The 22,763-nt window shown below is 37.3% G+C and carries 17 protein-coding genes; 12 read left to right on the forward strand and 5 right to left on the reverse strand.

Going from position 1 to position 22,763, the window contains the following annotated elements; genetic code table 11:
• The first annotated feature begins 117 nt into the window (after nt 1-117).
• From ACJJVM_RS13270 to ACJJVM_RS13305, 8 genes are all read left to right on the forward strand, one after another.
• Entirely contained in the window at nt 118-2,301 is a 2,184-nt protein-coding gene (locus tag ACJJVM_RS13270; RefSeq protein ID WP_405211944.1) for a glutamine synthetase III, read from the forward strand.
• A 338-nt stretch (nt 2,302-2,639) separates the two neighbouring features.
• On the forward strand, nt 2,640-4,541 hold the full coding sequence (locus ACJJVM_RS13275) for a beta strand repeat-containing protein (protein WP_405211945.1): 1,902 nt from the start codon (nt 2,640-2,642) through the stop codon (nt 4,539-4,541).
• Nucleotides 4,542-5,175: 634 nt separating this feature from the next.
• A complete protein-coding gene (locus ACJJVM_RS13280; protein WP_405211946.1) occupies nt 5,176-6,702 on the forward strand; it encodes a hypothetical protein in 1,527 nt (508 codons plus the stop codon).
• Between the two features lie 116 nt (nt 6,703-6,818).
• A complete protein-coding gene (locus tag ACJJVM_RS13285) occupies nt 6,819-7,316 on the forward strand; it encodes a hypothetical protein (protein WP_299148326.1) in 498 nt (165 codons plus the stop codon).
• 33 nt (nt 7,317-7,349) lie between these two features.
• On the forward strand, nt 7,350-8,111 hold the full coding sequence (locus tag ACJJVM_RS13290; protein WP_405211947.1) for a CsgE family curli-type amyloid fiber assembly protein: 762 nt from the start codon (nt 7,350-7,352) through the stop codon (nt 8,109-8,111).
• A 13-nt stretch (nt 8,112-8,124) separates the two neighbouring features.
• Nucleotides 8,125-8,532: a curli production assembly/transport component CsgF gene (locus ACJJVM_RS13295; protein WP_021778685.1), complete on the forward strand. Its 408-nt coding sequence runs from the start codon at nt 8,125-8,127 to the stop codon at nt 8,530-8,532.
• 8 nt (nt 8,533-8,540) lie between these two features.
• A complete protein-coding gene (locus ACJJVM_RS13300; protein WP_405211948.1) occupies nt 8,541-9,938 on the forward strand; it encodes a CsgG/HfaB family protein in 1,398 nt (465 codons plus the stop codon).
• A gap of 5 nt (nt 9,939-9,943) precedes the next feature.
• A complete protein-coding gene (locus tag ACJJVM_RS13305; protein WP_405211949.1) occupies nt 9,944-11,449 on the forward strand; it encodes a carboxypeptidase regulatory-like domain-containing protein in 1,506 nt (501 codons plus the stop codon).
• 222 nt (nt 11,450-11,671) lie between these two features.
• Here the strand turns inward: ACJJVM_RS13305 and ACJJVM_RS13310 are convergent, their stop codons facing one another.
• On the reverse strand, nt 11,672-12,019 hold the full coding sequence (locus ACJJVM_RS13310) for a hypothetical protein (RefSeq protein ID WP_405211950.1): 348 nt from the start codon (nt 12,017-12,019) through the stop codon (nt 11,672-11,674).
• A 176-nt stretch (nt 12,020-12,195) separates the two neighbouring features.
• The gene (locus ACJJVM_RS13315) at nt 12,196-15,504 is read right to left on the reverse strand and encodes an ankyrin repeat domain-containing protein (protein WP_405212217.1); all 3,309 of its coding nucleotides are present in this window, start codon (nt 15,502-15,504) and stop codon (nt 12,196-12,198) included.
• A gap of 353 nt (nt 15,505-15,857) precedes the next feature.
• Between ACJJVM_RS13315 and ACJJVM_RS13320 the strand changes: the two genes are divergently transcribed.
• From ACJJVM_RS13320 to ACJJVM_RS13335, 4 genes are all read left to right on the forward strand, one after another.
• The gene (locus ACJJVM_RS13320; protein WP_405211951.1) at nt 15,858-17,039 is read left to right on the forward strand and encodes an AIR synthase related protein; all 1,182 of its coding nucleotides are present in this window, start codon (nt 15,858-15,860) and stop codon (nt 17,037-17,039) included.
• A 985-nt stretch (nt 17,040-18,024) separates the two neighbouring features.
• Entirely contained in the window at nt 18,025-19,104 is a 1,080-nt protein-coding gene (prfA, locus tag ACJJVM_RS13325; protein WP_021778694.1) for a peptide chain release factor 1, read from the forward strand.
• A gap of 7 nt (nt 19,105-19,111) precedes the next feature.
• Nucleotides 19,112-19,933 carry an orotidine-5'-phosphate decarboxylase gene (gene pyrF, locus ACJJVM_RS13330; RefSeq protein WP_405211952.1) on the forward strand — a complete coding sequence of 274 codons (822 nt, stop codon included), beginning with the start codon at nt 19,112-19,114 and terminating at the stop codon, nt 19,931-19,933.
• Nucleotides 19,934-19,935: 2 nt separating this feature from the next.
• Nucleotides 19,936-20,727, forward strand: coding sequence for an ABC transporter substrate-binding protein (locus ACJJVM_RS13335; protein WP_405211953.1), 792 nt, complete (start codon nt 19,936-19,938; stop codon nt 20,725-20,727).
• On the opposite strand, the gene ACJJVM_RS13340 is transcribed toward ACJJVM_RS13335, so the two are convergent.
• The 3 genes from ACJJVM_RS13340 to purU form a co-directional block, all read right to left on the reverse strand.
• On the reverse strand, nt 20,716-20,886 hold the full coding sequence (locus ACJJVM_RS13340; RefSeq protein ID WP_298348321.1) for a Lacal_2735 family protein: 171 nt from the start codon (nt 20,884-20,886) through the stop codon (nt 20,716-20,718). The genes ACJJVM_RS13335 and ACJJVM_RS13340 overlap by 12 nt on opposite strands.
• A 114-nt stretch (nt 20,887-21,000) precedes the next feature.
• On the reverse strand, nt 21,001-21,711 hold the full coding sequence (locus ACJJVM_RS13345; RefSeq protein WP_405211954.1) for a DUF4197 domain-containing protein: 711 nt from the start codon (nt 21,709-21,711) through the stop codon (nt 21,001-21,003).
• Between the two features lie 81 nt (nt 21,712-21,792).
• Nucleotides 21,793-22,647, reverse strand: a complete 855-nt coding sequence (gene purU, locus ACJJVM_RS13350; RefSeq protein WP_405211955.1) for a formyltetrahydrofolate deformylase — start codon at nt 22,645-22,647, stop codon at nt 21,793-21,795.
• Between the last annotated feature and the right edge of the window lie 116 nt (nt 22,648-22,763).

Here is a 22,763-nt window from a genome sequence, read left to right on the forward strand (position 1 = left end):
AAATTAATAAACACCTTTACTATGTATAAGGAGTTTCCTTATCGCAAAATAAGATTATATCAAACACGATAGTGCGCTGTTATCAAGAGAGTCACTATCATACAGCATTCTATATTTATGTCAAAATTACGTTTTCAAGCACTGCACGATGTGCAACATAGACCTGCAGTTACTTTTGAATCACTAGGACGACCATCGTCTTTATATAAGTCTAGTGTCTTTGGGGAGCAAGCTATGCGACAGTATTTGTCAAAATCTACGTTTGATAGTGTGCAAACGGCCATACGTAAAGGTGATAATATAGATCGCATCACTGCAGATGCTATAGCGACAGGTATGAAATCTTGGGCGCTAGAAAAAGGAGCAACCCATTACACGCACTGGTTTCAACCGCTTACTGGTGCTACTGCAGAGAAGCACGATGCTTTTTTTGAAGTTACACCAGAGGGGCACGTCATAGATAAATTTGATGGGGCACAGCTTGCACAGCAAGAACCAGATGCTTCAAGTTTTCCTCACGGAGGGATACGTAATACTTTTGAAGCACGTGGTTATACCGCCTGGGACCCTACATCGCCCGCATTTATATATGATAACACACTTTGTATACCTACAGTTTTTGTAGCTTATACTGGAGAGGCTCTTGACTTTAAGACACCCCTACTCAAAGCACTTAATGTAATAGATGAGGCCGCGACAGATGTTGCTCGCTATTTTAATAAAAATGTAAATAAGGTAACTGCAACATTAGGGTGGGAGCAAGAGTTTTTTCTTGTAGATGCATCACTCGCTGCTGCGAGACCAGACTTAACACTTACAGGGAGAACGCTTCTAGGTCACGCTGCGGCAAAAGGACAGCAGCTGGATGACCATTACTTTGGTTCTATTCCTATTCGTGTGCTAGCATACTTAAAAGAGCTAGAGCAAGAATGTCTCTTGCTAGGAATACCGGTAAAAACAAGACATAATGAGGTAGCGCCAAATCAGTTTGAGATGGCTCCAGTATATGAGGAGGCAAATCTTGCGGTAGATCATAATGCCCTACTTATGGATATTATGCAAAAGGTCGCCCAGCGTCACCATTTTAAGGTGCTCTTTCACGAGAAGCCTTTTGATGGTATAAACGGTAGTGGTAAACATAATAACTGGTCACTAGCAACAGATACAGGTGTCAACCTATTAAGTCCAGGTAGCACACCTATGAAGAATTTACAGTTTTTAACTTTCTTTGTAAATACCATAAAAGCTGTTTATGAGCACGAGGCGCTATTACGAGCATCTATTGCTAGTGCCGGTAATGATTATAGACTGGGAGCAAACGAGGCACCACCAGCAATCATCTCTGTCTTTATAGGATCACAGCTTACTAGAGTACTAGATGAACTTGAGAAGGTAACAGATGGAAAGCTGTCACCACAAGAAAAAACAGACCTTAAGCTTAATGTTATAGGTAAGATACCAGAGATTTTACTTGACAATACAGATCGCAACCGTACATCACCCTTTGCCTTCACTGGTAATAAGTTTGAGTTTAGAGCAGTAGGAGCTACTGCAAACTGTGCAAACCCTATGACTGTTCTTAACGCCATTGTTGCCCAGCAACTCATAGCCTTTAAGAAAGAAGTAGACACGCTAGTGGATACAAAGGATATGAAAAAGGATGATGCCATCTTTAACGTGCTGCGAGAGTATATTAAGGACAGCAAGAAGATACGATTTGAAGGCGATGGATATGGCGACTCTTGGGAAAAAGAAGCAAAAAAACGTAAGCTTAGTAATAACAGAACAACAGTAGAGGCTCTAAAGGCTAGAGTAAGTAAAGCTAGTGTAGCGCTTTTTGATTCACTACAGATTATGAATACTGTAGAGATACAGGCACGTTATGAGATAGAGCTCGAGGAGTATGTAAAACGTATACAGATAGAGAGTCGTGTTCTTGGAGATGTTGCTCGTAATCATATCATCCCTACAGCCTTGCGATATCAAAATGTACTTATAGATAATGTGCGAGGCCTAAAAGATATCTATGGTGATGATTATACCGCTTTCGCGAAAGCGCAAACAACCATCATAAAATCCTTATCAAATCACATCGCTAGTATTAATACACTTATCACAGAAATGATAGATGTGCGCAAAAAATCTAATGGTCTTGAATTAGAGAAAAAAGCAGGTGATTATGCAGATAAAGTAAAGCCTTATTTTGAACTTATAAGGAAACAATGTGATAAGTTAGAATTACTTGTAGAAGACGATTTATGGCCTTTGCCAAAATATAGAGAGCTTCTATTTGTAAATTAATTACAGTTTTCTGTAAGATTTTTCAAATCTATTTTAGATTTATTATTCGGTAATAGGTAGTTGTCTTTTTGTGACACCTCCTTTTTACTAGGGTTTCTGTGTGCTCTGATTATGAGTATTTTACACTTTATCGAAAACTGTGTTTGTGATAGTGTAAAATCATTTTAAGCAAGTTAACTTGCACCTATACTCGATTATAATTTCCTCCTTAGAGTATTTTTCCCCCGTAATATCAAGTTTTGGCTTTCACATTTTTGATGATGATGACGTTTCTGTTGTTGGCCTATATTGACGTGTTTTTATTAACCATTTATATATTAATCAATAACTTTTTTATTATGAAAAAATTACTAATGAGCGCTGCTGCACTAGCTATTTGTTCTGTTGCTTTTGGACAGAATACTAGTACAGTAAGCCAGACAGGAACAACAAATGGACAACTTACCCTACAATTAGGAAGTAACACCTCTACAATCACACAAGATGGATTAAACTCTGGAGCTACGGCTGGAGGAGATAGTAACATTGCAGGAGTACTGCAGGTAGGAGCTAGTACATCTACGATATCTCAACTAGGAGATCGTAACCTAGCTGGGGTTGCTCAGTTTGGGTTAGGTAACAGTGCAAATATTGATCAAGGAGTAGGTTATGCCGAAGATAACGTTGCAGGAACACTACAGATAGGAAACGGTAATACAGCTTCACAAAAGCAACGTTATGATAACAATACTGCAGGAATTCTTCAAGTAGGAGATGATAACACGGCAACGCAAGACCAGTCTACATTAACAAACGGAGCTATGGGTAGTACAGCTACTATAGATCAAGACGGTGATGATAATACGGGTACACAAGTACAAAGAGGTGAGGAAAACTTAGCAACTCTCGTACAATTTGGAGATGATAACACAAGTACAGAAAACCAGACAGGTGATCGTAATGATAGTGATGTACTACAGGTAGGTGATGGAAATGATAGTGATGTTGACCAGATGGGAGACGAGAATGAATCTCGTGTAGATCAAGATGGTGATATGAACATTGCAAGTGTAGATCAAAATGGTTTTAGTAACAAAGCAGTAGCTATTCAAAAAGGAAATAGTAATGGGTCTATTACAACCCAAGATGGAGATAATAATTATTCTTGGACACGTCAAAGAGGGGATTTTAACACAGCAGATGTTAATCAACTTGGAGACAGAAATAGAGCTGTTACCGACCAAAATGGGGATGGAAACTATGCAGAAACTGATCAAGGAGATGCTACTGGTTTCTATATATTTGGTACTCCTGGTAATGACAATGATTCAGAAATTCGCCAAACAGGAAATAATAACCTAGGATTTTCAAGACAATTAGGAGATTCTAACTTGGCAACAACGACAACAACAGGAGATAGTAACTTCGCGGCAACATTCCAGTTAGGCGATTCTAACGAATCTGAGGTGATTCAAGAAGGTAATGGTAATTTTGCACAATCTTTTCAATATGATTTTTCTGATGGCAATGCCGATAATAATATGGCTTATACTCGTCAGAGAGGAAATGATAATATTGCGAGTACTGATCAAATAGGTGATAACAACGATTCAAGAATTATTCAGGGAGCTGGTTTTGGAGATGATAACACTGCAGATGTGAACCAAACCGGAGAAGATAACAACTCAGTGGTACGTCAGTTTAGAGATGATCATACTGCTACAGTTAGTCAAACAGGAGATAATAATGATTCTGATGTTTTACAAAGAATGGGAGATGGTAACCAAGCGTACATTGTACAAACTGGTGACGATAACGTTTCTGATGTAGATCAAGATGGAGATGCAAACCTTACAAATGTAGACCAAGTAGGTAACTTAAACTTTTCTCAAGTAGCACAAGATGGTACATCAAACGTGGCAGATATAGATCAGTCTGGTGATGTAAACTTCTCTTATGCAGGTCAAGTAGGTACAGGAAACTCTTCTACCGTTAGTCAGACATCTACTGGAGTATTTTTAGGTCTTGGTAATGCGTCTATCACATTACAAGATGGTATGAACAATACATCTACAGTAACACAAAACGGGAGTGCAAACGCTTCACTAGTTGGGCAGTTAGGTATGGGTAACACTTCTACTGTTAGTCAGACGGGAGTTCTTAACTTACAGATTACTGGACAAGCGGGAACAGGTAACACTGCTTCAACTACTCAGGTAGGTGTAGGTAACGGTTCTGTAACACTGCAGGCAGGATTTTAATAACCTTTAATTGTATGCTGCGTGGGTATGCGTAGTATACACTTAGTATCTCCGTACCCGATAACATAATTATTTCATAGTAATTATATGAATGGATAAAGCACCGCCCTAGCGGTGCTTTTTTCGTTACATTATTAAGAGTATTTACTTCAAATTATACAGATTATTCATTTTGTGATTACGCTTTCGCGAAAGCGTACACCTTAACACCTACTATTTTTTAATCTATTAAAACCTTGCTATCGGGTACGTAGTTTTTAACTTGTAACTTATTGATATATAGATTGAAAACTAGACCTTTAGATGTAAGAATTATCTTAATCTCAATAACCCTTCTTTATTAAAGGGCATTTACCCCTCGCTCGTGAGTACTAGTAATTATGGGGTGTTGAGAGTTTTAAAGGCAGAGGAAGCTCTCCCTTTATCGAAAACTTTCGTTTCGATGTTGACTAAGGGTACAATTTGCATAATTTAGCAATGTATTACAAAACTATCCTCCCCCTCGTAATATATCTCCCCCGTAATAAAAGTATTGGTATAGCGCACATTATAGATGATGCTGTTGACGCGTGTGACCATTTTTAAACTGTATTTATTAACCATTTATATATTTATTAATTAAACCTTTTTTATTATGAAAAAATTATTATTAAGTGCTGCGGCACTTGCGTTTTGCACTGTTGGTTTTGCACAGAACAATGACAGTGATGTAGATCAGAGAGGAACACTTAACACATCTGGAGTTCTACAAGTAGGAGGAAACAACACCTCTGTAGTAGATCAAGATGGTAGAAACAACGCGGCTGGTGGAGATTCTAACAGTGCTCTTGTAGTACAGTTAGGAAACCGTAATGCATCAGATGTATCTTCACAGGGTGATCGTAATACAGCTGGTGTTTTACAAGTAGGTAACCGTAACGGTGCTACAATAGACCAAGGAGTTGGATATGCAGAAGACAATGTTGCTTCTACAGTCCAGTTAGGAAACAGAAACACTGCTTCACAAAAGCAACGTTATGACAACAACCAGGCATTCATAAACTCTACTGGTAATCGTAACACAGCTATGCAAGATCAGTCTAGTATGAGTGAGAATGCTCCAGGAAACTTTGCAGATATTGATCAGGATGGTAACCGTAATATGGCATCTCAAACACAAAGAGGAGAGGCAAATGCTGCATTTATTACTCAAGATGGAAACCGTAATGACGCTACACAGACTCAAACTGGAGATGCAAACATTGCAACTAGTACTCAAACAGGTAATCGTAACACTTCTCTAGAAGATCAAGATGGAGATTTTAATGTTTCAACAAACGTACAGTTAGGAGATGATAATATGACAGATCACGCACAGAAGGGTGATTCTAACGTTGCATCTACTACACAAACAGGAACTTTTAATGATAGTAGTATTGATCAAGATGGTACTGGTAACAGTGCAATCACAGCTCAGTTAGGTACTGCAAATGATTCTGATGTAGAGCAGGATGGTACTGGCAACGCTTCTTTTGTAGCACAAGCTGGATTAGGAAACGTTTCTGATGTAAAGCAGGATGGAACAACAAACGGATCTTTAGTATTACAATTAGGAGTTGCAAATAATTCTGATGTTGATCAAGTAGGAACTTCTAATGGATCTTTTGTAGCACAACTAGGAGCTGCAAACAGTTCTACAGTATCACAAGATGGTGCTGGTAACGGATCTGCAGTATTACAAGCAGGAGCTCTTAACAACTCAACAGTGAGTCAAGTAGGAAGTCTTAATGGATCACTTGTAGCACAAGCAGGTATTGGTAACGGTTCTCTGGTAGCTCAAGCTGGTATTGGTAACGGTTCTACAGTTACTCAAACAGGATTTGGTAACGGTTCTATAGTAGGGCAGTTAGGTATTGCAAATGGTTCTGTCGTAAATCAAGTAGGAACACTTAACGGATCATTAGTAGGTCAAGCAGGTGCATTTAACACATCTATAGTAGATCAAAACGGTATCGGTAATGGGTCTGCAGTTGGACAACTAGGAGGTGGAAACACTTCAACTGTTGATCAAGATGGACTTTTAAATGGTCAGGTAACTGGACAATTAGGTAACGGTCATACTGCAACTACGACACAATTAGGTGCAGGAAATGGATCTATTACACTTCAAGCTGGATTCTAAGGAATTATAGTTCTAAAGACACAAATAATCACTACATTTAAGTGTGATTAAAAATAACCTGAAAAGGGTGTTGTGATCATTAATTCTCACACACCCTTTTCTTTATATAAAATATTATGAAAATCTATAGTTTATTAATTTTTGCATTTCTTTTTAGTGCATCACTAGCTGCTCAGACTAATGAGGCTGCACCAGAAACTATAAGTCGTTCTAATCTTGTTAATCTAGTAGCTACAGAGCAGTTACCTAGAGTAAATAATAATTTGCCTAATAATAGTGTGCTCATACAGCAGGTAGGTCAAGCTAATGCATCTTACGTTAATATAGCATCGTCTAGCTCTTCTGTTACAGTTTCTCAAAATGGTAATGGTAATGATGTTGCAATAGCCTTAAGAGGTAATAACATTTCAGAGAGTGTGTATCAATTAGGAAATGGAAATTCTGTAATAGATGTTTCAACAAGCAATGCATCTGGATCTGGTATGCAGGTGATACAAAAAGGAAATAATTTAGAACTAGAAAGGTATGGAACTAGCCGTTCTTCTGGGCCTATAAAAGTAACTCAGACAGGTAACGGATCTGGTCAAGCTGTTATAGTTCGTCAGTTTAACTAATTTTATTACTTAGCTTCATAATAGCATACTTTAATGATGTTACGCTATAGTACATACATACTACTTACTGCGCTCATAATCTTGACAAACAAGATGCAGGCGCAAAAATTCTACAATACAGAAATTGCTGCAAAGATTGAGATAGTTGAGTCTAACGGACTTTACTTAATAACAGCAAATGCTTCTAATGTCACAGATCTAAATAGAAGTATCCGGTACAAGTTCTCAATAATAGAGCGAGACGGAACAAATAACCCCAAAAAAGAAGAAGCAGAAGGAAGGTCTGTAATAGAGCCCTCTCAAAAAGTCATACTCAATGACTATGCTATGCTTATAGAAAAAAGTAAAGATGCACTTATCTTACTACTCATTTATGATGGTGATAATTTGATAGGTAAAGATCGTGTTATAGTCGCAGAGATTATAGATCAAATACCTAAAGTAGGAGAAAGTAATATACTAAGCCAAGCCCTCCAAACAGGAGAATCTATAGGGCTTACAGGTTTGATTATAGAGGATACAAAAACAAAAGCTGGGCGTGATTTTTATAGATATTTCTTTCAGAAATGTAATATCAATAATATAAAATGGTCTAAAGATATTATAATAAAAGAGGATTTTGGACTTGGTAGGAGTACTGTTTTAAAAATAATAGAAGGTACTACTACTATCGTACAATTTAATGCACAACCTAGAGACGAGTTTTTAAGGAAAGCGTCAGAGGAGTGTATACGCAAAGTACAAGGTCACTTTAATCAACTAGCAAAAACAAAACAACTCTTAACATCATATTAATTCCAGACTACTTATGAAAAGTTTTATACTTATCGCAGGACTGTTTGTCACAGGTGGTTGCTTCTCACAGCAACTTGTGTACACTCCTAAAAACCCAAATTTTGGAGGAAGCTCGTTTAACTATGCCTGGCTACAATCATCTGCAGATGCTCAAAACTCATTTACAGATCCTAATGCGGTAGATCCATTTGCACAACAAACCGATCTTGAGCGCTTTACAGAAGATATAAATAGAACGCTGCTTAATAATATAAGTAATAGTATTACAAGGTCTTTATTTGGAGAAGATGGAGAGTTACAAGAAGGTACATTTACATTTGGAAGTCTTGAGGTTGAAGCTTTTCAAACTGCAGAGGGGCTTGTAATTAATATATTAGATATAAATACTGGGGAGACCACACAGGTCATTGTTCCTAACTAATAGCGATTATGAAGTATATTTTACAAATAGGCCTTATAGTTTTAATACTTAGCACGCTATCTAGTTGCGGTACTTATTTTAACCAGCCATTAGGACCTGAAGAAGCTAGAACAGGAGAAAAGCTTGCAACTACAGATTCCCTTCTAGCATTACCACCTACATCAAGAAGAATTGACGTGGGAGTATATAACTTTAGAGACCTCACTGGTCAATTTAAGGCTAGTGCTACTGCGAGTACATTTAGTACAGCGGTGACACAAGGATCTACCGCTATCTTGTTAAAAGCACTTGAGGATTCTAAGTGGTTTAGAACCCTAGAGAGAGAGAACCTAGGTAATTTATTACAAGAGCGTAATATTATAAAGCAAACCAGAGATGAAGCTAGAAAAACCACAAACCCTAACGAACCTAGGTTACCAGGTCTTTTATTTGCGGGTATCTTACTTGAAGGAGGTATCGTCTCTTATGATACAAATATTGTAACTGGAGGACTAGGCGCAAGATACTTTGGTATAAGTGGTTCTACACAATACCGTCAAGATAGAGTTACTGTTTATTTACGTGCCATTAACACTCAAAGTGGTGAGATTTTAAAAACTATTTATGTCTCAAAAACCATATTGTCACAGTCACTTGATGCTAGTTTGTTTAAATATGTAAACTTTCAGCGACTGCTAGAGGTGGAGACTGGTTTTACACGTAATGAGCCTGTACAACTAGCAATAAAGGAAGCCATAGAAAAATCTGTAAGGGGTCTTATTATAGAAGGTATAGAAGATAATTTATGGTCTACTAGTAAGGGTAGAGAACTCAATGAAAAAGTAGTAGCACAATATTATAAAGAAAAAGAGCTAGAAGAGTCTACGCGATTATATGATAGAGTATATAAACCTAATGTAGCAAACTCACACTTTGACTTTGCTTTAGGAGCAAACCTCTTTGATGGAGACCTTGCAGATAAGAAATTTGGTGAGTTTGTACAGCTTGGTTACCAGACAGCGCTAGGCTCTACTTTTGGTTTACATTTTAACGGGAGGTATCAAAGATTTAAAGCCGGGACTGAGTTTGAGCAAGCCTATACTAGTCTTAACCTCAATCTTAATTATGAAATATTACCTACAGATAACTTCACACCTTTTATCTATGCAGGTGGTGGTTATCTTTTTGGAGATAATGATGTAAGCGCTCCTAAGGTTCAGTATGGCGGAGGTGTGCTCTACAAAGTAAGTGATAGAGTAGGACTCAAGTTATTTGCCGAACAAAATTTGACCTTTGTAGATGATGTAGATTTTGCCGTAAATGGTAGAAGAAATGATTTCTACTTCAATTTTGGTTTCGGGTTGAGGTATAGCATTTTAAAAGATAAAAACGAAGAGGTAGAAGACGAGGTAATCCCATTAAATTAATCAAAATGAAAACAGGTTTATATATATTCTTTTTATGTTGCACGCTTAGCTTACTAGTAAGTTGTAGTGAAGACACATTAGGAGAATCAGGTATCGGTAATATTACGGGTGTTGTTGTTTTTGAAGGTGATAATACACCACAGGCAAATGTAAAAATATCTACAAACCCACCATCAAATACTGTTTTTACAGGAGAAGATGGAAGTTTTGATCTAGGTGAAGTCTTAGTAGGTGATTACTCCGTACAGGCCGAAAAGGCCGATTTTATAACAGCTTTTGAGCCTGCAACGGTTACAGAGGGTAGCACTACAAATGTCATTTTTGAATTACAACCAGAAACAGCAAATAATGTAGCACCTAGTATACCAATATTAGTCACTCCGGCAGATGAGGCAGAAGATGTGGCTCAAGACGTACTCTTTACTTGGACAGTAACAGATCCAGATCCTTTTGATGAACTAGTATATCAAGTAGAGTTACGTAATGATATGACTAATGAGATTCTTAATTTTCAGAACGTAACAGATACTTTTTTATCTGTAAATAATCTTGCCTTTTCTACAAAGTACTTCTGGCAAGTAACAGTAAATGATGGCATAAATCCAGATGTAAATAGTGAGTTTAGTTCTTTTAATACCATTGATGAGCCTAATAATAGATTAGTATTTGTACGTAAAGAGAGTAACGGTAATAATGTAATCTATTCTACAGATGACGGTTCTGAAACTGGATTAGGTCCCCTTGCTCTTACCTCACAATCGTCTAATAGTTTTAGACCTAGACGTAATACAGAAGTAAATAAAATCGCTTTCTTACGTACCGTAGGAGGAGAGACACAACTATTTACAATGAATGAGGATGGGAGTGACGTTTTTCAAGTAACGGCTTCACAACCCGTAAATGGTTTTAATCTAGAAGAAGTAGACTTTGCTTGGGAACCTACTGGAGAGAAATTATACTTCCCTAGTTTTGATAAATTATTTTCTATAAATACAGATGGAGGAGGCTTAGAACTTGTTTATACCACGCCAGATGGTAGTTTTATCACAGAGGTAGAAAGAGCAAGATTTAACGACTTTTTCGTTATAAAAACTAATAATGTATCTGGTTATGCGGCAGAGATTCTTGTGCTAGATCTAGATGGTAACCTTATAGAGACGGCTGTAACTGGCTTTCAGGGTGCACTAGGAGGTCTTGATATTTCTATCACAGGTGCCACCATCGTGTTTACTAGAGATGTCTCAGAGTTTGAAAATCCTAACTATCTACAACTAGACACACGTGTATTTACCTACGAGTTAGGCACGGGCAACGCTCCAGTAGATGAGTCTGGTAATAAACCTGCCGGAACAAATGATCTAGACCCACGTTTTTCACCTACTAATGCATCTATTATTTTTACAAATACACCTAATGATGAGGTCTCTGTAAGAGACATAGTGTCTTCTCAACTAGGTGATGATTCTAGGACTACACTAGTAGAAGATGGCGCTATGCCAGACTGGCAATAGGCTATATATACTTATACTAAAAGCTCCTTTATAGTTATATAAAGGAGCTTTTTTTTGTTCAAGTAAAATCAAAGAGTTTTTTTCTGAGTGTTTAGATTTCTTATGGTGTTTTCGCTAACCAAATCTTGCGGTGTTTCAATTCGTATTATCAATATAATTACGCTTTCGCGAAAGCGCACATACACTAAATCACATATTTAAATTATTGCTTTTTTTATGAAACTATTTGTTTGAGTCCAATTTATCTACCATCTGAAATATTAAAGAGATATGTAAAACTAACAGCCCCATCATAATTGGATTAATACCAAAACTTCCAAAACCAACTTTAAAAGTTGAGTAGTAAAAACCAACTAATCCAAAAATCCCAACCAATAGTGTCATTCCAAAAACTAAATAGTAAGTCATTCTATTCTTATTATAGAAATAAGCCGAAATTATAAGACTAGTAAGTCCAAGATAATGTTTTATATCAAAGACATATTTTGAAGTGAATACTACAAACAATGATGCCAAAATCAGTACAACGGAGATTATTAATGGTATGATATCGTAATCTAATTTTTTCATAGGTGTTAATACAAATCAAAAATTAAAATAAGAGTTGCATTTTCAAGATTTGACTGAGCGATAAACTTACGTTTTTTTTCATAGATCTATCAAAGGTCAAGTGCGATTCGGAATAACTATATATAATTACGCTTTCGCGAAAGCGTACCTATGAACTTTAGAAATGTAATCTTACCTTAAGACTTTTTGCGTGCTTCTTTTTGTGCTTTTTTAATGATGTTTTTTAGCGTCTTGTTAGTGGTGTAATCCAAAGCAGTAAGATTGTTCTTATTTGTGAGTAGTGCATTTGCATCTGCCTCAAGTAAAGCTGTTACATTGGGAAGTGCATTCTCGTTGCCACTAGCAGCTAGGTGTAATGGAGTCTCATCTCTTTTGTTTTGTGCGTTTACATCTGCTCCATAAGATATTAGAAGTTTTATCAAATCACTATCTGTAGTTTCATACGTCTCTGTAACTAGATGTAGGGGGTAATAACCATTTTCAAATGCTTCCGTAGGTGTTACACCTTGCTCGAGTACAAGTTTTGTTCCTTCTATAAAGTTGAACTTAAGAGCGAGCTCTAGGTCGTACTGTGTAGGTTTTGCACCATTCTCTATGAGTAATTTTGCAACGTCAAGTTGTTTGTAACGCATCGCGTCTTCTAGAGCGATACTTGTACTTAAACCTCGTTCTATAAGTTTTTGTACAACTTTGAGATTTCCTTTTCTGGCAGCAGTAGAGATAAACGACGGGTCGATATGTTCTGTTTTTGCTAAGATGAGAAGAATAATATCTTCGTCCTTAGTTTCCATAGCAGCGTTAAGAGCCTCTTCTGTATCTGCACCTTTCTCTAGTAAATAGCCAGTAATTTCCTTATTACCAGTTTCTGTAGCATCTACAATAGCCTCGCTTACATTAGCCTGTCCTTGTTCTATAAGAATTTTTGATATGGCGAGATTTTCTTTTTTTACAGCTTCTTGTAATAGCGCCGGGTCTGCCGTAGCTGCTCCCTTGGTCACCAGGAAAGCGGTAATAGATTCGTTTTCTCTAGATACGGCCGTTTTAATACCTTGAGATGGGTCTGCATCGTTTTGCACAAGTAGCTCAACCATCTCAAGATTTTCCTTTGAGACGGCAAGGTCTAATGTTTGAGTGGCATCTATAGAGGCACTTTTTGTGCTTATCACAGATTGCGCTAGCATCACACGGTCTTCTTGTACGGCAGCCTCTAGCGCTACAGCAGGAGTGCCGTTGTACGTATTAAGGGCATCATTAAAGAGTTGTGTATCTTGAGACTTTGCTGCATATGAGAAAACCTCATCTGCAACGGCTTTGTTTTTTAATGATACTTCTATGGCTGGTTTGTTATCTTTCTCAATTGCATAGGTGAGTATCTCTGTGGCTTGAGCTCCACTCTTAAGTGCCATATCAAGTATGGCTGTGTTACTGTTATCTACCGCAACCTCTGCTGCAAGATTAGAATCAAGTTTTGCTTCTTTCTTAACAAAATAATTAAAGAGATCTGTATCATTTAGTTTGGCTACGACCTCAAGCGTTTCTCCGCTTGCTTCGGTAACAGGTACAATAACATTGCGTAGAGCCATATTATCGTGCTGGGTTGCTCTGTCTAGTATGTAGGCATCTGCGGTAGAGCCTAGCTTAACAAATTTTTGAGCAAGATCTTCGTCATTATTTTCGGCAGCGAGAAGTAGTTCGTTTTTACCAGCTACAAATTCTTCAAACTCTTCACTCATTAACGCTTTTACCGTAGGGTAGTGGTAGAGCTCAAGCGCATAAGCTAGATCATTATTTCTAGGGATGGCTCCTTCTCTAAAGAGTGCATAAATCACATCTGCCTCTTTATAAGCTACCGCTTTATAAATCATATTATTTTTAGGCTTTGCTCCTCGTTCTAAGAGGATGAGTGCTTTTTCTCTCTCAAAATTTCTAGGTTCAAAAGCTACATCCAGATCTTCGGTAGTAGGTATCACGCCATTATCTAGTACAAAGTTAAGAACATCGTTATCTTGTTTATTAGTAATGATGGCTTGTAGTAATCCATTTGCACCTACGTTTCCATTTTTTTTAAATAAGTCTTTTAATAACGGGATATTACCGGTCGCAGCAGCAGCAACAAGCTCTGTATCTAGTACATAATTATAAGTAGTTGTGATGTTCTCAATAAGGCCCTCGTCTTTAATAAGCTCTGCGGTATAGGTGATATCGTAGATGTCCTTATCAATCGTTTCTAGCTCGATGGTTTTTTCTACTTTTTGCTTTAATATGTCTTTGTAATAGGTCTTTGCGTCTTCTGTACCAGAAACTCGCAAGCGCGTCCTGCCTCCTCCTTTTACTAGTTTTTTTGCATCATCCCATACACTTAGGTAGCCTCTTTTAAGGTCTTCGGCTTTTATGGTGATTATGACGTTTCTATCTAGAAGCACTTCTTCGTCTGTAATAAGGGTTTCAAGACGGAGACCACCCAGCTCTATAAGCGGTTTTATATCAAGTATAGCATCGTCTTTTGAAAAGCCACCAAAAAATATATCTCCCGTGTAGTCTGTGCTCGTTGCATTCTCACCTCCCATATTTTTTTTAATAATCTTAGTGAGATCTTGCTTAAAGCGTAGGGAGTACTTTTTATAATATTTACTTGTTACTGGTCGCTGCACAGCTTTTTGAGCATAGGCAGTTGCGACTTCTATAACACTATCTAGCATTCTTACTTTTTTTGCCTTGTCTTCAACCTCTGGCATAGATACCGTTCTAAAGAGTTCTGAAAACGTTTGCAATGTGACCTCTATGGGCTTACTATTTTGAGATACGGTACCTTCCCAGTCTGTAAACCACTGCGCATCTTTTGTTCCTCCTATGGTATAGGTGTTGCTTTGCCCAGCATTTATGTAAGGGTCTGGATCACTAGCGCCCGTATGAGTTGCAATAATATCTTTTACAACCTGTTGTTGAAACTCACCTTTCTCGTATGGTGAGTAAATATAATCTGTGTTTTTAATGAGGTTTCTTTTTAAAAATATACCACCGTATACAACTTGGTCTGCATAATGAGTTCCGTATCTGTGTATAAAACCTTCTGGTGTAATATCACGCCCCAGTCTTGAAAAATCTGCCACCATCGCACTATCTAATGTTTTTGTAGAGCTTGTGCGTAGAGATTTACGTTCTATAGGTTTTCTCTTTTGAGTATATACAAAGAGTAGCTTGTCGCTGCCGTCTGCCTCAAAGGCCTCATAATATGCGTGACTATTTATAGCCTGAAAAGGGCTGTCTAGAGAGTCTGTGCGCAAGAGTTCCTTCTCATACTCATAAGGGGTGGTGACAAAATGATAAGATACAGCAGGTGATGAGGAAATCTTACTTGTAGAGGAGCCACCCTTAAAAAGCAGTTTGCCCTTTGAAGATGTGCCCCAGTCTAGGGCATCTACATAGCGCACATCGAAGCCGTGACCTAAAACATCTTGTCGTTTGAGTCCATCATCTTGGCTCATCACAGAGAGTGAGCTTAAAAGGAGGGCGATATGTAATATGTAGTAACTTTTATTAAAAAGAAAGTTGTTCAAGGTGTATAAGATTTAATAAATAGAATGGTTAATGAACCTTGAAAGTAGACATAAATAAGCAAAGAAAAAACTCAAATAGACTAAGGCATAAATTACTGGAATGAAGAGAGTTTGGTAAAATATTGATGTAAGAAAAAACTGATTTTTAGCGTCTATTTTACGCTTTCGCGAAAGCGTAATAACAACAACCCGCCACATTTTACAAATAGTTTATAACTGCAGGCTAGTCTATTTTACCTCTCATTAATTAATCCCTATTTTTGCGCCATAAAATCTACCTAATGAGCCAAGAAATTTCTAAACGATATGCACAACGCGGAGTATCTGCTGGTAAAGAAGATGTACACAACGCGATTAAAAATGTAGACAAGGGCTTGTTTCCCAAAGCATTTTGTAAAATCGTACCAGATGCACTTACAGGAGATGATGATTATTGTCTTGTAATGCACGCAGATGGCGCAGGGACAAAATCTGCCCTGGCATATATGTATTGGAAAGAAACGGGAGACATCTCTGTATGGAAGGGTATCGCTCAAGATGCGCTCATTATGAATATAGACGACCTACTATGTGTAGGTGCTACAGATCATATAATGTTATCTTCTACCATAGGGCGTAATAAGAACTTAATACCAGGCGAAGTAATTTCGGCTATTATTAATGGATCTGAAGAGTTACTAGAAGAGCTTAAGTCATACGGAGTAACCATACACAGTACCGGTGGAGAAACCGCAGATGTGGGTGATCTTGTGCGCACGATTATTGTAGACTCTACAGTAACGGCAAGAATGAAGCGTAGTGATGTGATAGATAATGCAAATATCACTCCTGGTGATGTAATTGTAGGTCTAGCATCTTTTGGTCAAGCTAGTTATGAGACCTCTTATAACGGTGGGATGGGAAGTAATGGTCTTACCTCTGCTCGTCACGACGTTTTTGATAACTACCTAGCTCAAAAATATCCAGAAAGCTTTGACGCAGCAGTACCTGAAGATCTAGTGTACAGTGGTTCAAAAAAACTTACAGACGCAGTTACAGATAGTCCTATAGATGCTGGTAAACTTGTATTATCACCTACTAGAACCTATGCACCTATTATAAAAGATATATTATCTAAATATAAGTCAGACAGTATACACGGTATGGTGCACTGTAGTGGAGGAGCACAAACTAAAATTTTACACTTTGTAGAAAATCTACACATTATAAAAGATAACCTTTTTGAGACACCACCTTTGTTTAAATTAATTCAAGAGGAGAGTGGCACAGACTGGAAAGAGATGTATCAAGTCTTTAATATGGGGCACCGTATGGAGATTTATTGTCCTCAAGAGGTAGCAGATGATCTTATTGCGATATCAAAATCTTATAATGTAGATGCACAAATAGTAGGTAGGGTAGAAGATTCACCTTCTGGTAAAAAACTAAGTATAAGTAGTGCTCACGGTGATTTTACTTACTAGAAATAGGTAATCAATTGTTTGTAAGTAAATTACGTTACTATTAATTATTTTTTTTACTAGAATTCTTACAAAAAAATACTTACCTTAGATTAAGTTCTTTTACTTGTAAAAAAGTAATAAGAATTTTAAGAATCCTCAACTAACAACGAAGTAATGAGATTTTCGCTAGGGAAGGTATGTAAATATTTACCATTAGTTACCGTAATCTTGATTGTACTCAATGTACTTTCTATATACTTAAGGGCTGACCATAATTTTTTTAGGTTCACGCCACTGTTTACTGTAGTTGTTTATCTTATCTATTACATTCTAAGAGCAAGCCATATAAGATATCTCATTATTGGGATACTCATTATGCTAGTTTTGAGAGAGATTTCTGTTTTTTATTTTAATAAAAGCTCTGGGCAAATAGCATACATTTTATTGGGCTGCGTTTCATATGGCCTTATATGCATAAAACGTTTGGACCTATTTAGTACTTTCATAAAAGATAAGGCAGCCATATTGTACACATTTATCTTTATGGCGCTTAACGTTTTTATACTTAATGAATTAATATCTCAAGTAAAGGAGAGTTACCAAGGCAGCTTTCAGTCGGGATTTGTTTTTCTATTCGGGATTATTATTACATTTTTAGGAGCTACGGCGATTTTGTATAATAGAGTGGCTAATAATAATAGGTCGCTTGCATTTATGTTTTTTGTCTTCTGTTTTATTTTTTCAGATGTGTCATCACTTCTAGCTTACTATTTTGGTATCAATCACTTCTATTACTTATATCATATCTTTTTTGTGTTTGGTTTAACTTTTTTCTTGTACACAGTACTAGATAATTCATCACAAGAAGAAGAACAGGGAGAATTAACAAACTATTCTTAATTATATAGGAGTCTTGTTTTCTCGCTTTCGCGAAAGCATACAACCGTATTTCTCTTTCATTCCTCGCTTAAATTATCGTAAATTCGCTACTTATTATAGAAAGTAGATGTTAGAAAAATTACAGATAGTAAAGCAGCGTTTTGATGAGGTAAGTGACCTTATCATACAGCCAGATATTATATCAGATCAAAAACGTTATGTCTCTCTTAACAAGGAGTATAGTGACTTAAAGGCACTAATGGATGTGCGTGAAGAATATATTGAGCTTACAGATAATTTTAAAGAAGCCGAAGAAATCATAGCAGACGGTAGCGATGCCGAGATGGTTGAAATGGCAAAAATGCAATACGAAGAAGCAAAATCTGGTATTCCTGAACTTGAGGAAAAAATCAGAATGATGCTTATCCCAAAAGATCCAGAAGATGCCAAAAACGTCGTAGTAGAAATACGTGCGGGAACCGGTGGTGACGAGGCAAGTATCTTTGCAGGAGATCTTTACAGAATGTACACTAAGTATGTAGATAGCGTGCCTGGGTGGAAACATAGTACGGTAGATTACTCAGAGGGTACCTCTGGAGGATTTAAAGAAATCCAGTTTGAGATTACAGGTCAAGATGTGTACGGTACAATGAAGTTTGAGGCTGGAGTGCACCGTGTACAACGTGTACCTCAGACAGAAACTCAAGGTCGTGTACACACCAGTGCTGCTACCGTAATGGTACTTCCAGAAGCCGAAGAGTTTGATGTACAAATAGAGCCTAAAGATGTACGTGTAGACTTTTTCTGTTCATCAGGGCCAGGAGGGCAGTCTGTAAATACAACCTACTCTGCAGTAAGATTAACACACATCCCTACAGGACTTGTAGCACAGTGTCAAGATCAAAAATCACAACACAAAAACAAAGAGAAAGCCTTTAAGGTACTACGCTCTCGTCTGTATGATCTTGAGCTTGCAAAAAAGCAAGAAGAAGATGCTGCAAAGCGTAACTCACAAGTAAGTAGTGGTGACCGTAGTGCAAAAATACGTACCTACAACTATCCACAAGGACGTGTGACAGACCACCGTATAGGACTTACTTTATACGATCTCCAAAACATTATAAATGGAGATATTCAAAAAATACTAGAAGAGTTAAGACTTGTAGAAAATACAGAAAAACTCAAGTTCACCGAAGGAGAATTATAAGCACACAATGAAGACAGAAGATCTTATCTCGCAGATTAAAAAGAAACAATCTTTTCTTATTGTAGGTCTAGATACAGATCTTGATAAAATACCTAAGCACTTGTTAAAAGAGGAAGATCCCATCTTTGCTTTTAATAAAGCCATTATAGATGCGACTCAAGACCTTTGTGTAGGTTATAAACCTAACACGGCATTTTATGAGGCTTATGGTCTTAAGGGCTGGAAGGCGCTGGAGAAAACCATTAATTATATTAATGAAACTTATCCAGAGCAATTTACCATAGCAGATGCAAAGCGTGGCGATATAGGTAATACGTCTACACGATATGCAAAAGCCTTTTTCGAAGATCTCAATTTTGACTCAGTTACCGTAGCGCCTTATATGGGAAAAGACTCTGTAGAGCCGTTTCTCGCTTTTAAAGATAAGCATACCATAATGCTAGCCCTTACGTCTAACCAAGGTGCTTTTGACTTTCAGACCCAGACTATTAACGGGAAAGAGCTATATAAGCACGTACTTGAGACTTCTAAAAGCTATGAAAATAGTGACCAGCTTATGTATGTGGTAGGTGCGACAAAGGCAGAGTATCTTACAGATATAAGAGCCATCATACCAGAAGCTTTCTTACTTGTACCTGGTGTAGGAGCACAAGGAGGTAGCTTACGCGAAGTATGTAAATATGGTATGACAGAAGATATAGGTCTTCTAGTTAATTCTTCAAGAGGGATTATCTATAATTCTCAAGGAGAAGATTTTGCCATTGCAGCACGTAATGTTGCCCAGCAAATGCAGTCAGAAATGCAAGAGATTTTAGTTCAAAACAGCTAGAGATGCACATAGTAGATCAGATGGGGCGATCCCTTACTTTTGATCATACGCCTGTGCGCATAGTCTCATTAGTGCCTAGCCAGACAGAGCTGTTGGTAGATCTCGGTTTACAATCTTCACTTGTAGGTATTACAAAATTTTGTGTTCACCCAGTGATTTTACGCAATGAAGTAAGCGTTGTGGGAGGTACAAAGCAAGTACATTTTGATAAGATTAAGGCACTACAACCTGATATCATACTTTGTAATAAAGAAGAAAATACAGAGGAGATGGTTCGTATACTGCAAGATATTGCAACCGTACACCTATCTGATGTTAAGACGCTTCAAGATGCTCACAATCTTATCATACAATATGGTACTATTTTTAATGTGACTCAACGTGCTACAACAATCACAACTCGCATTAAAAAAGAACAAGAACGCTTTCGCGAAAGCATAACAAAACCCATTAACACCCCTAAAGTAGGCTATTTTATATGGAAAGAGCCACTTATGGTTGTAGGTGATGATACCTTTATACATCACCTTATCGAGGAGCTAGGTTTTATAAATGCGTTTAAAAATAACGAAGGAAGGTATCCTACAGTTACCGAAGAAGATCTCAAAGACTTAGATTATGTGTTCTTGTCTTCGGAGCCATTTCCTTTCTCAGAAAAGCACATAGAGGAATTTCAAAAAAATACAACAGCACAGGTAATACTTGTAGATGGTGAGTTTTTCTCTTGGTACGGCAGTAGGCTCATAAAAGCCTTTCCATATTTTGCCAGCCTGTGTAGAGATTTAAAACTTTAAGAACTTCATCTTTTTATCAAGCTGTAAAGCTTCATAGGTAAGCACATCACTCTTAGCGTGATCTGTATACATAAGATTATAAGACTCTTCTACAAGTTTTTGATGTTTGCGTTGCATAAAAGATTTGAGGCGCTTATGTTTTGAGGCAACAGTATTCATACTTGATTAATTAGTTTTTGGGGATTCCTTTTATACATTAAATGTAAAAAAAATATTTCAACCAAAATGTTATAACTATATAAAAATCAAGTAATTAATGTAAGATTAATCTTGTTAATCTTGTAATGCAAACACGCGCTTAAGTAAATCTGTAGTTCTACTTTGTGTTTTTGTTCTTATTTCTTTTTCCTCAACAGCGATCATTGTGTAGACACCTTGTAGCGCTTGTTGCGTTACATAATCTGTAAGGTCTGGATTTACATTATTTGTAAGAGGTAAGTCATTATACTTTGTGATGAGGTTAGTCCAGATTTGATCTGCGCCTACTTTGGCAAAGCTATTTTTAATTACAGGGTTGAATTTATTATACAATGCCGTGTTTGTTTTTCCTTCTAGATATTGAGTTGCGGCATTATCTGTTCCTAGTAAAATGGTACGTACATCGTTAAAGGTAATTTGCTTCACCGCGTCCACAAAGATAGGAGTAGCCTCACTTACCGCATCTTCGGCAGCGCGGTTTAGAGCTTTTATACCTTCATCTGCAAGACTTCCTAAGCCTATTGCTCTTAGTGTTTTATCTACTTTTTGTAACTCTTCTGGTAATAAGATTTTCACCAATTCATTTTTATAAAAACCATCAGTAGAGGTAAGCTTTGTTACTTGTTTATCAATCCCAAAATCTAACGCCTGCTTAAGACCACTACCTATCATCTGGTTGCTTATTCCAGAAGTTTCAGATTCTGTAGGTAAACTATCTATAACGCCTTGTAATTCGGCGCAAGAAACGAGTGAAAATAAAACGAGTACAGCGATGATCTTTTTCATAATAATGTCATTTAAGTATTGTGGTAAATATAATTGATAATTACGCTTTCGCGAAAGCGTAACCCAGCTTATTCATTTATTTTATGTAAAAATTATCGTCTTATTACCATAAACAAAACACTTGTGCTGTGCGTGCAATTTTATAGCTCTTGAGAGTACGATTTTCTCCAGGTCCCTACCTTTTGCAATGAGGTCTGGAATGGTGTGGCTGTGGGTTACACGTATGGTGTCTTGCTCGATGATGGGACCTGCGTCTAGTTCTTCTGTGACGTAGTGGCTGGTGGTGCCTATAATTTTTACACCGCGAGCAAAGGCCGCGTGATAAGGCTTTGCACCTACAAAGGCAGGTAAGAAAGAGTGGTGTATGTTTATAATGCGATGCGGAAATTCATTTATTACCGTGGGCGTTACGATTTGCATATAGCGAGCGAGTACAATAAAGTCTACGTGATGTGCTTTGAGTAGTTTAAGCTGTTCTTGCTCTGCAGCAGCTTTAGTGTCTTTTGTCACTGGGATGTGATAAAAAGGAATGTCAAAATTTGCCGCAATATGTGCGAGATCACTATGGTTACTTATGATAAAAGGAATGTCTACGTTAAGTTCGCCAGCGTTGTAGCGACCTAGTATATCATAGAGGCAGTGATCATATTTTGACACAAAAATGGCCATTTTGAGTTTTTGAGTAGCTGGATAAAGTTGCCATTGCATCTCAAAGGGAGTTGCCAGCTTTTCTTTAAAAGCCGTTTTAAACTGTGCAGTGCTAAAAGATGGATTTGTAAAAACACACTCAAGGCGCATAAAAAATACATTTGCCACCGCATCTACGTGCTGATCTATATAGGTGGTGTTTCCTTGATTTTCCAAAATGAAATTAGTCACCGAGGCGATAATTCCCTTTTGGTCTTTGCAGTGTATAAGTAAGGTAAGATGTGCCATAAGCTTGATTTTCTTACCTCTAAATTGCACATATTATAACGCAAATCACATATAAACTTTCTTTTTTGTGTAATTCATATTCAACTCGCTTTATTATTGAATATTACGTAAATTTA

Source organism: Dokdonia sp. Asnod2-E02, assembly GCF_045063915.1.
GTDB lineage: Bacteria > Bacteroidota > Bacteroidia > Flavobacteriales > Flavobacteriaceae > Dokdonia.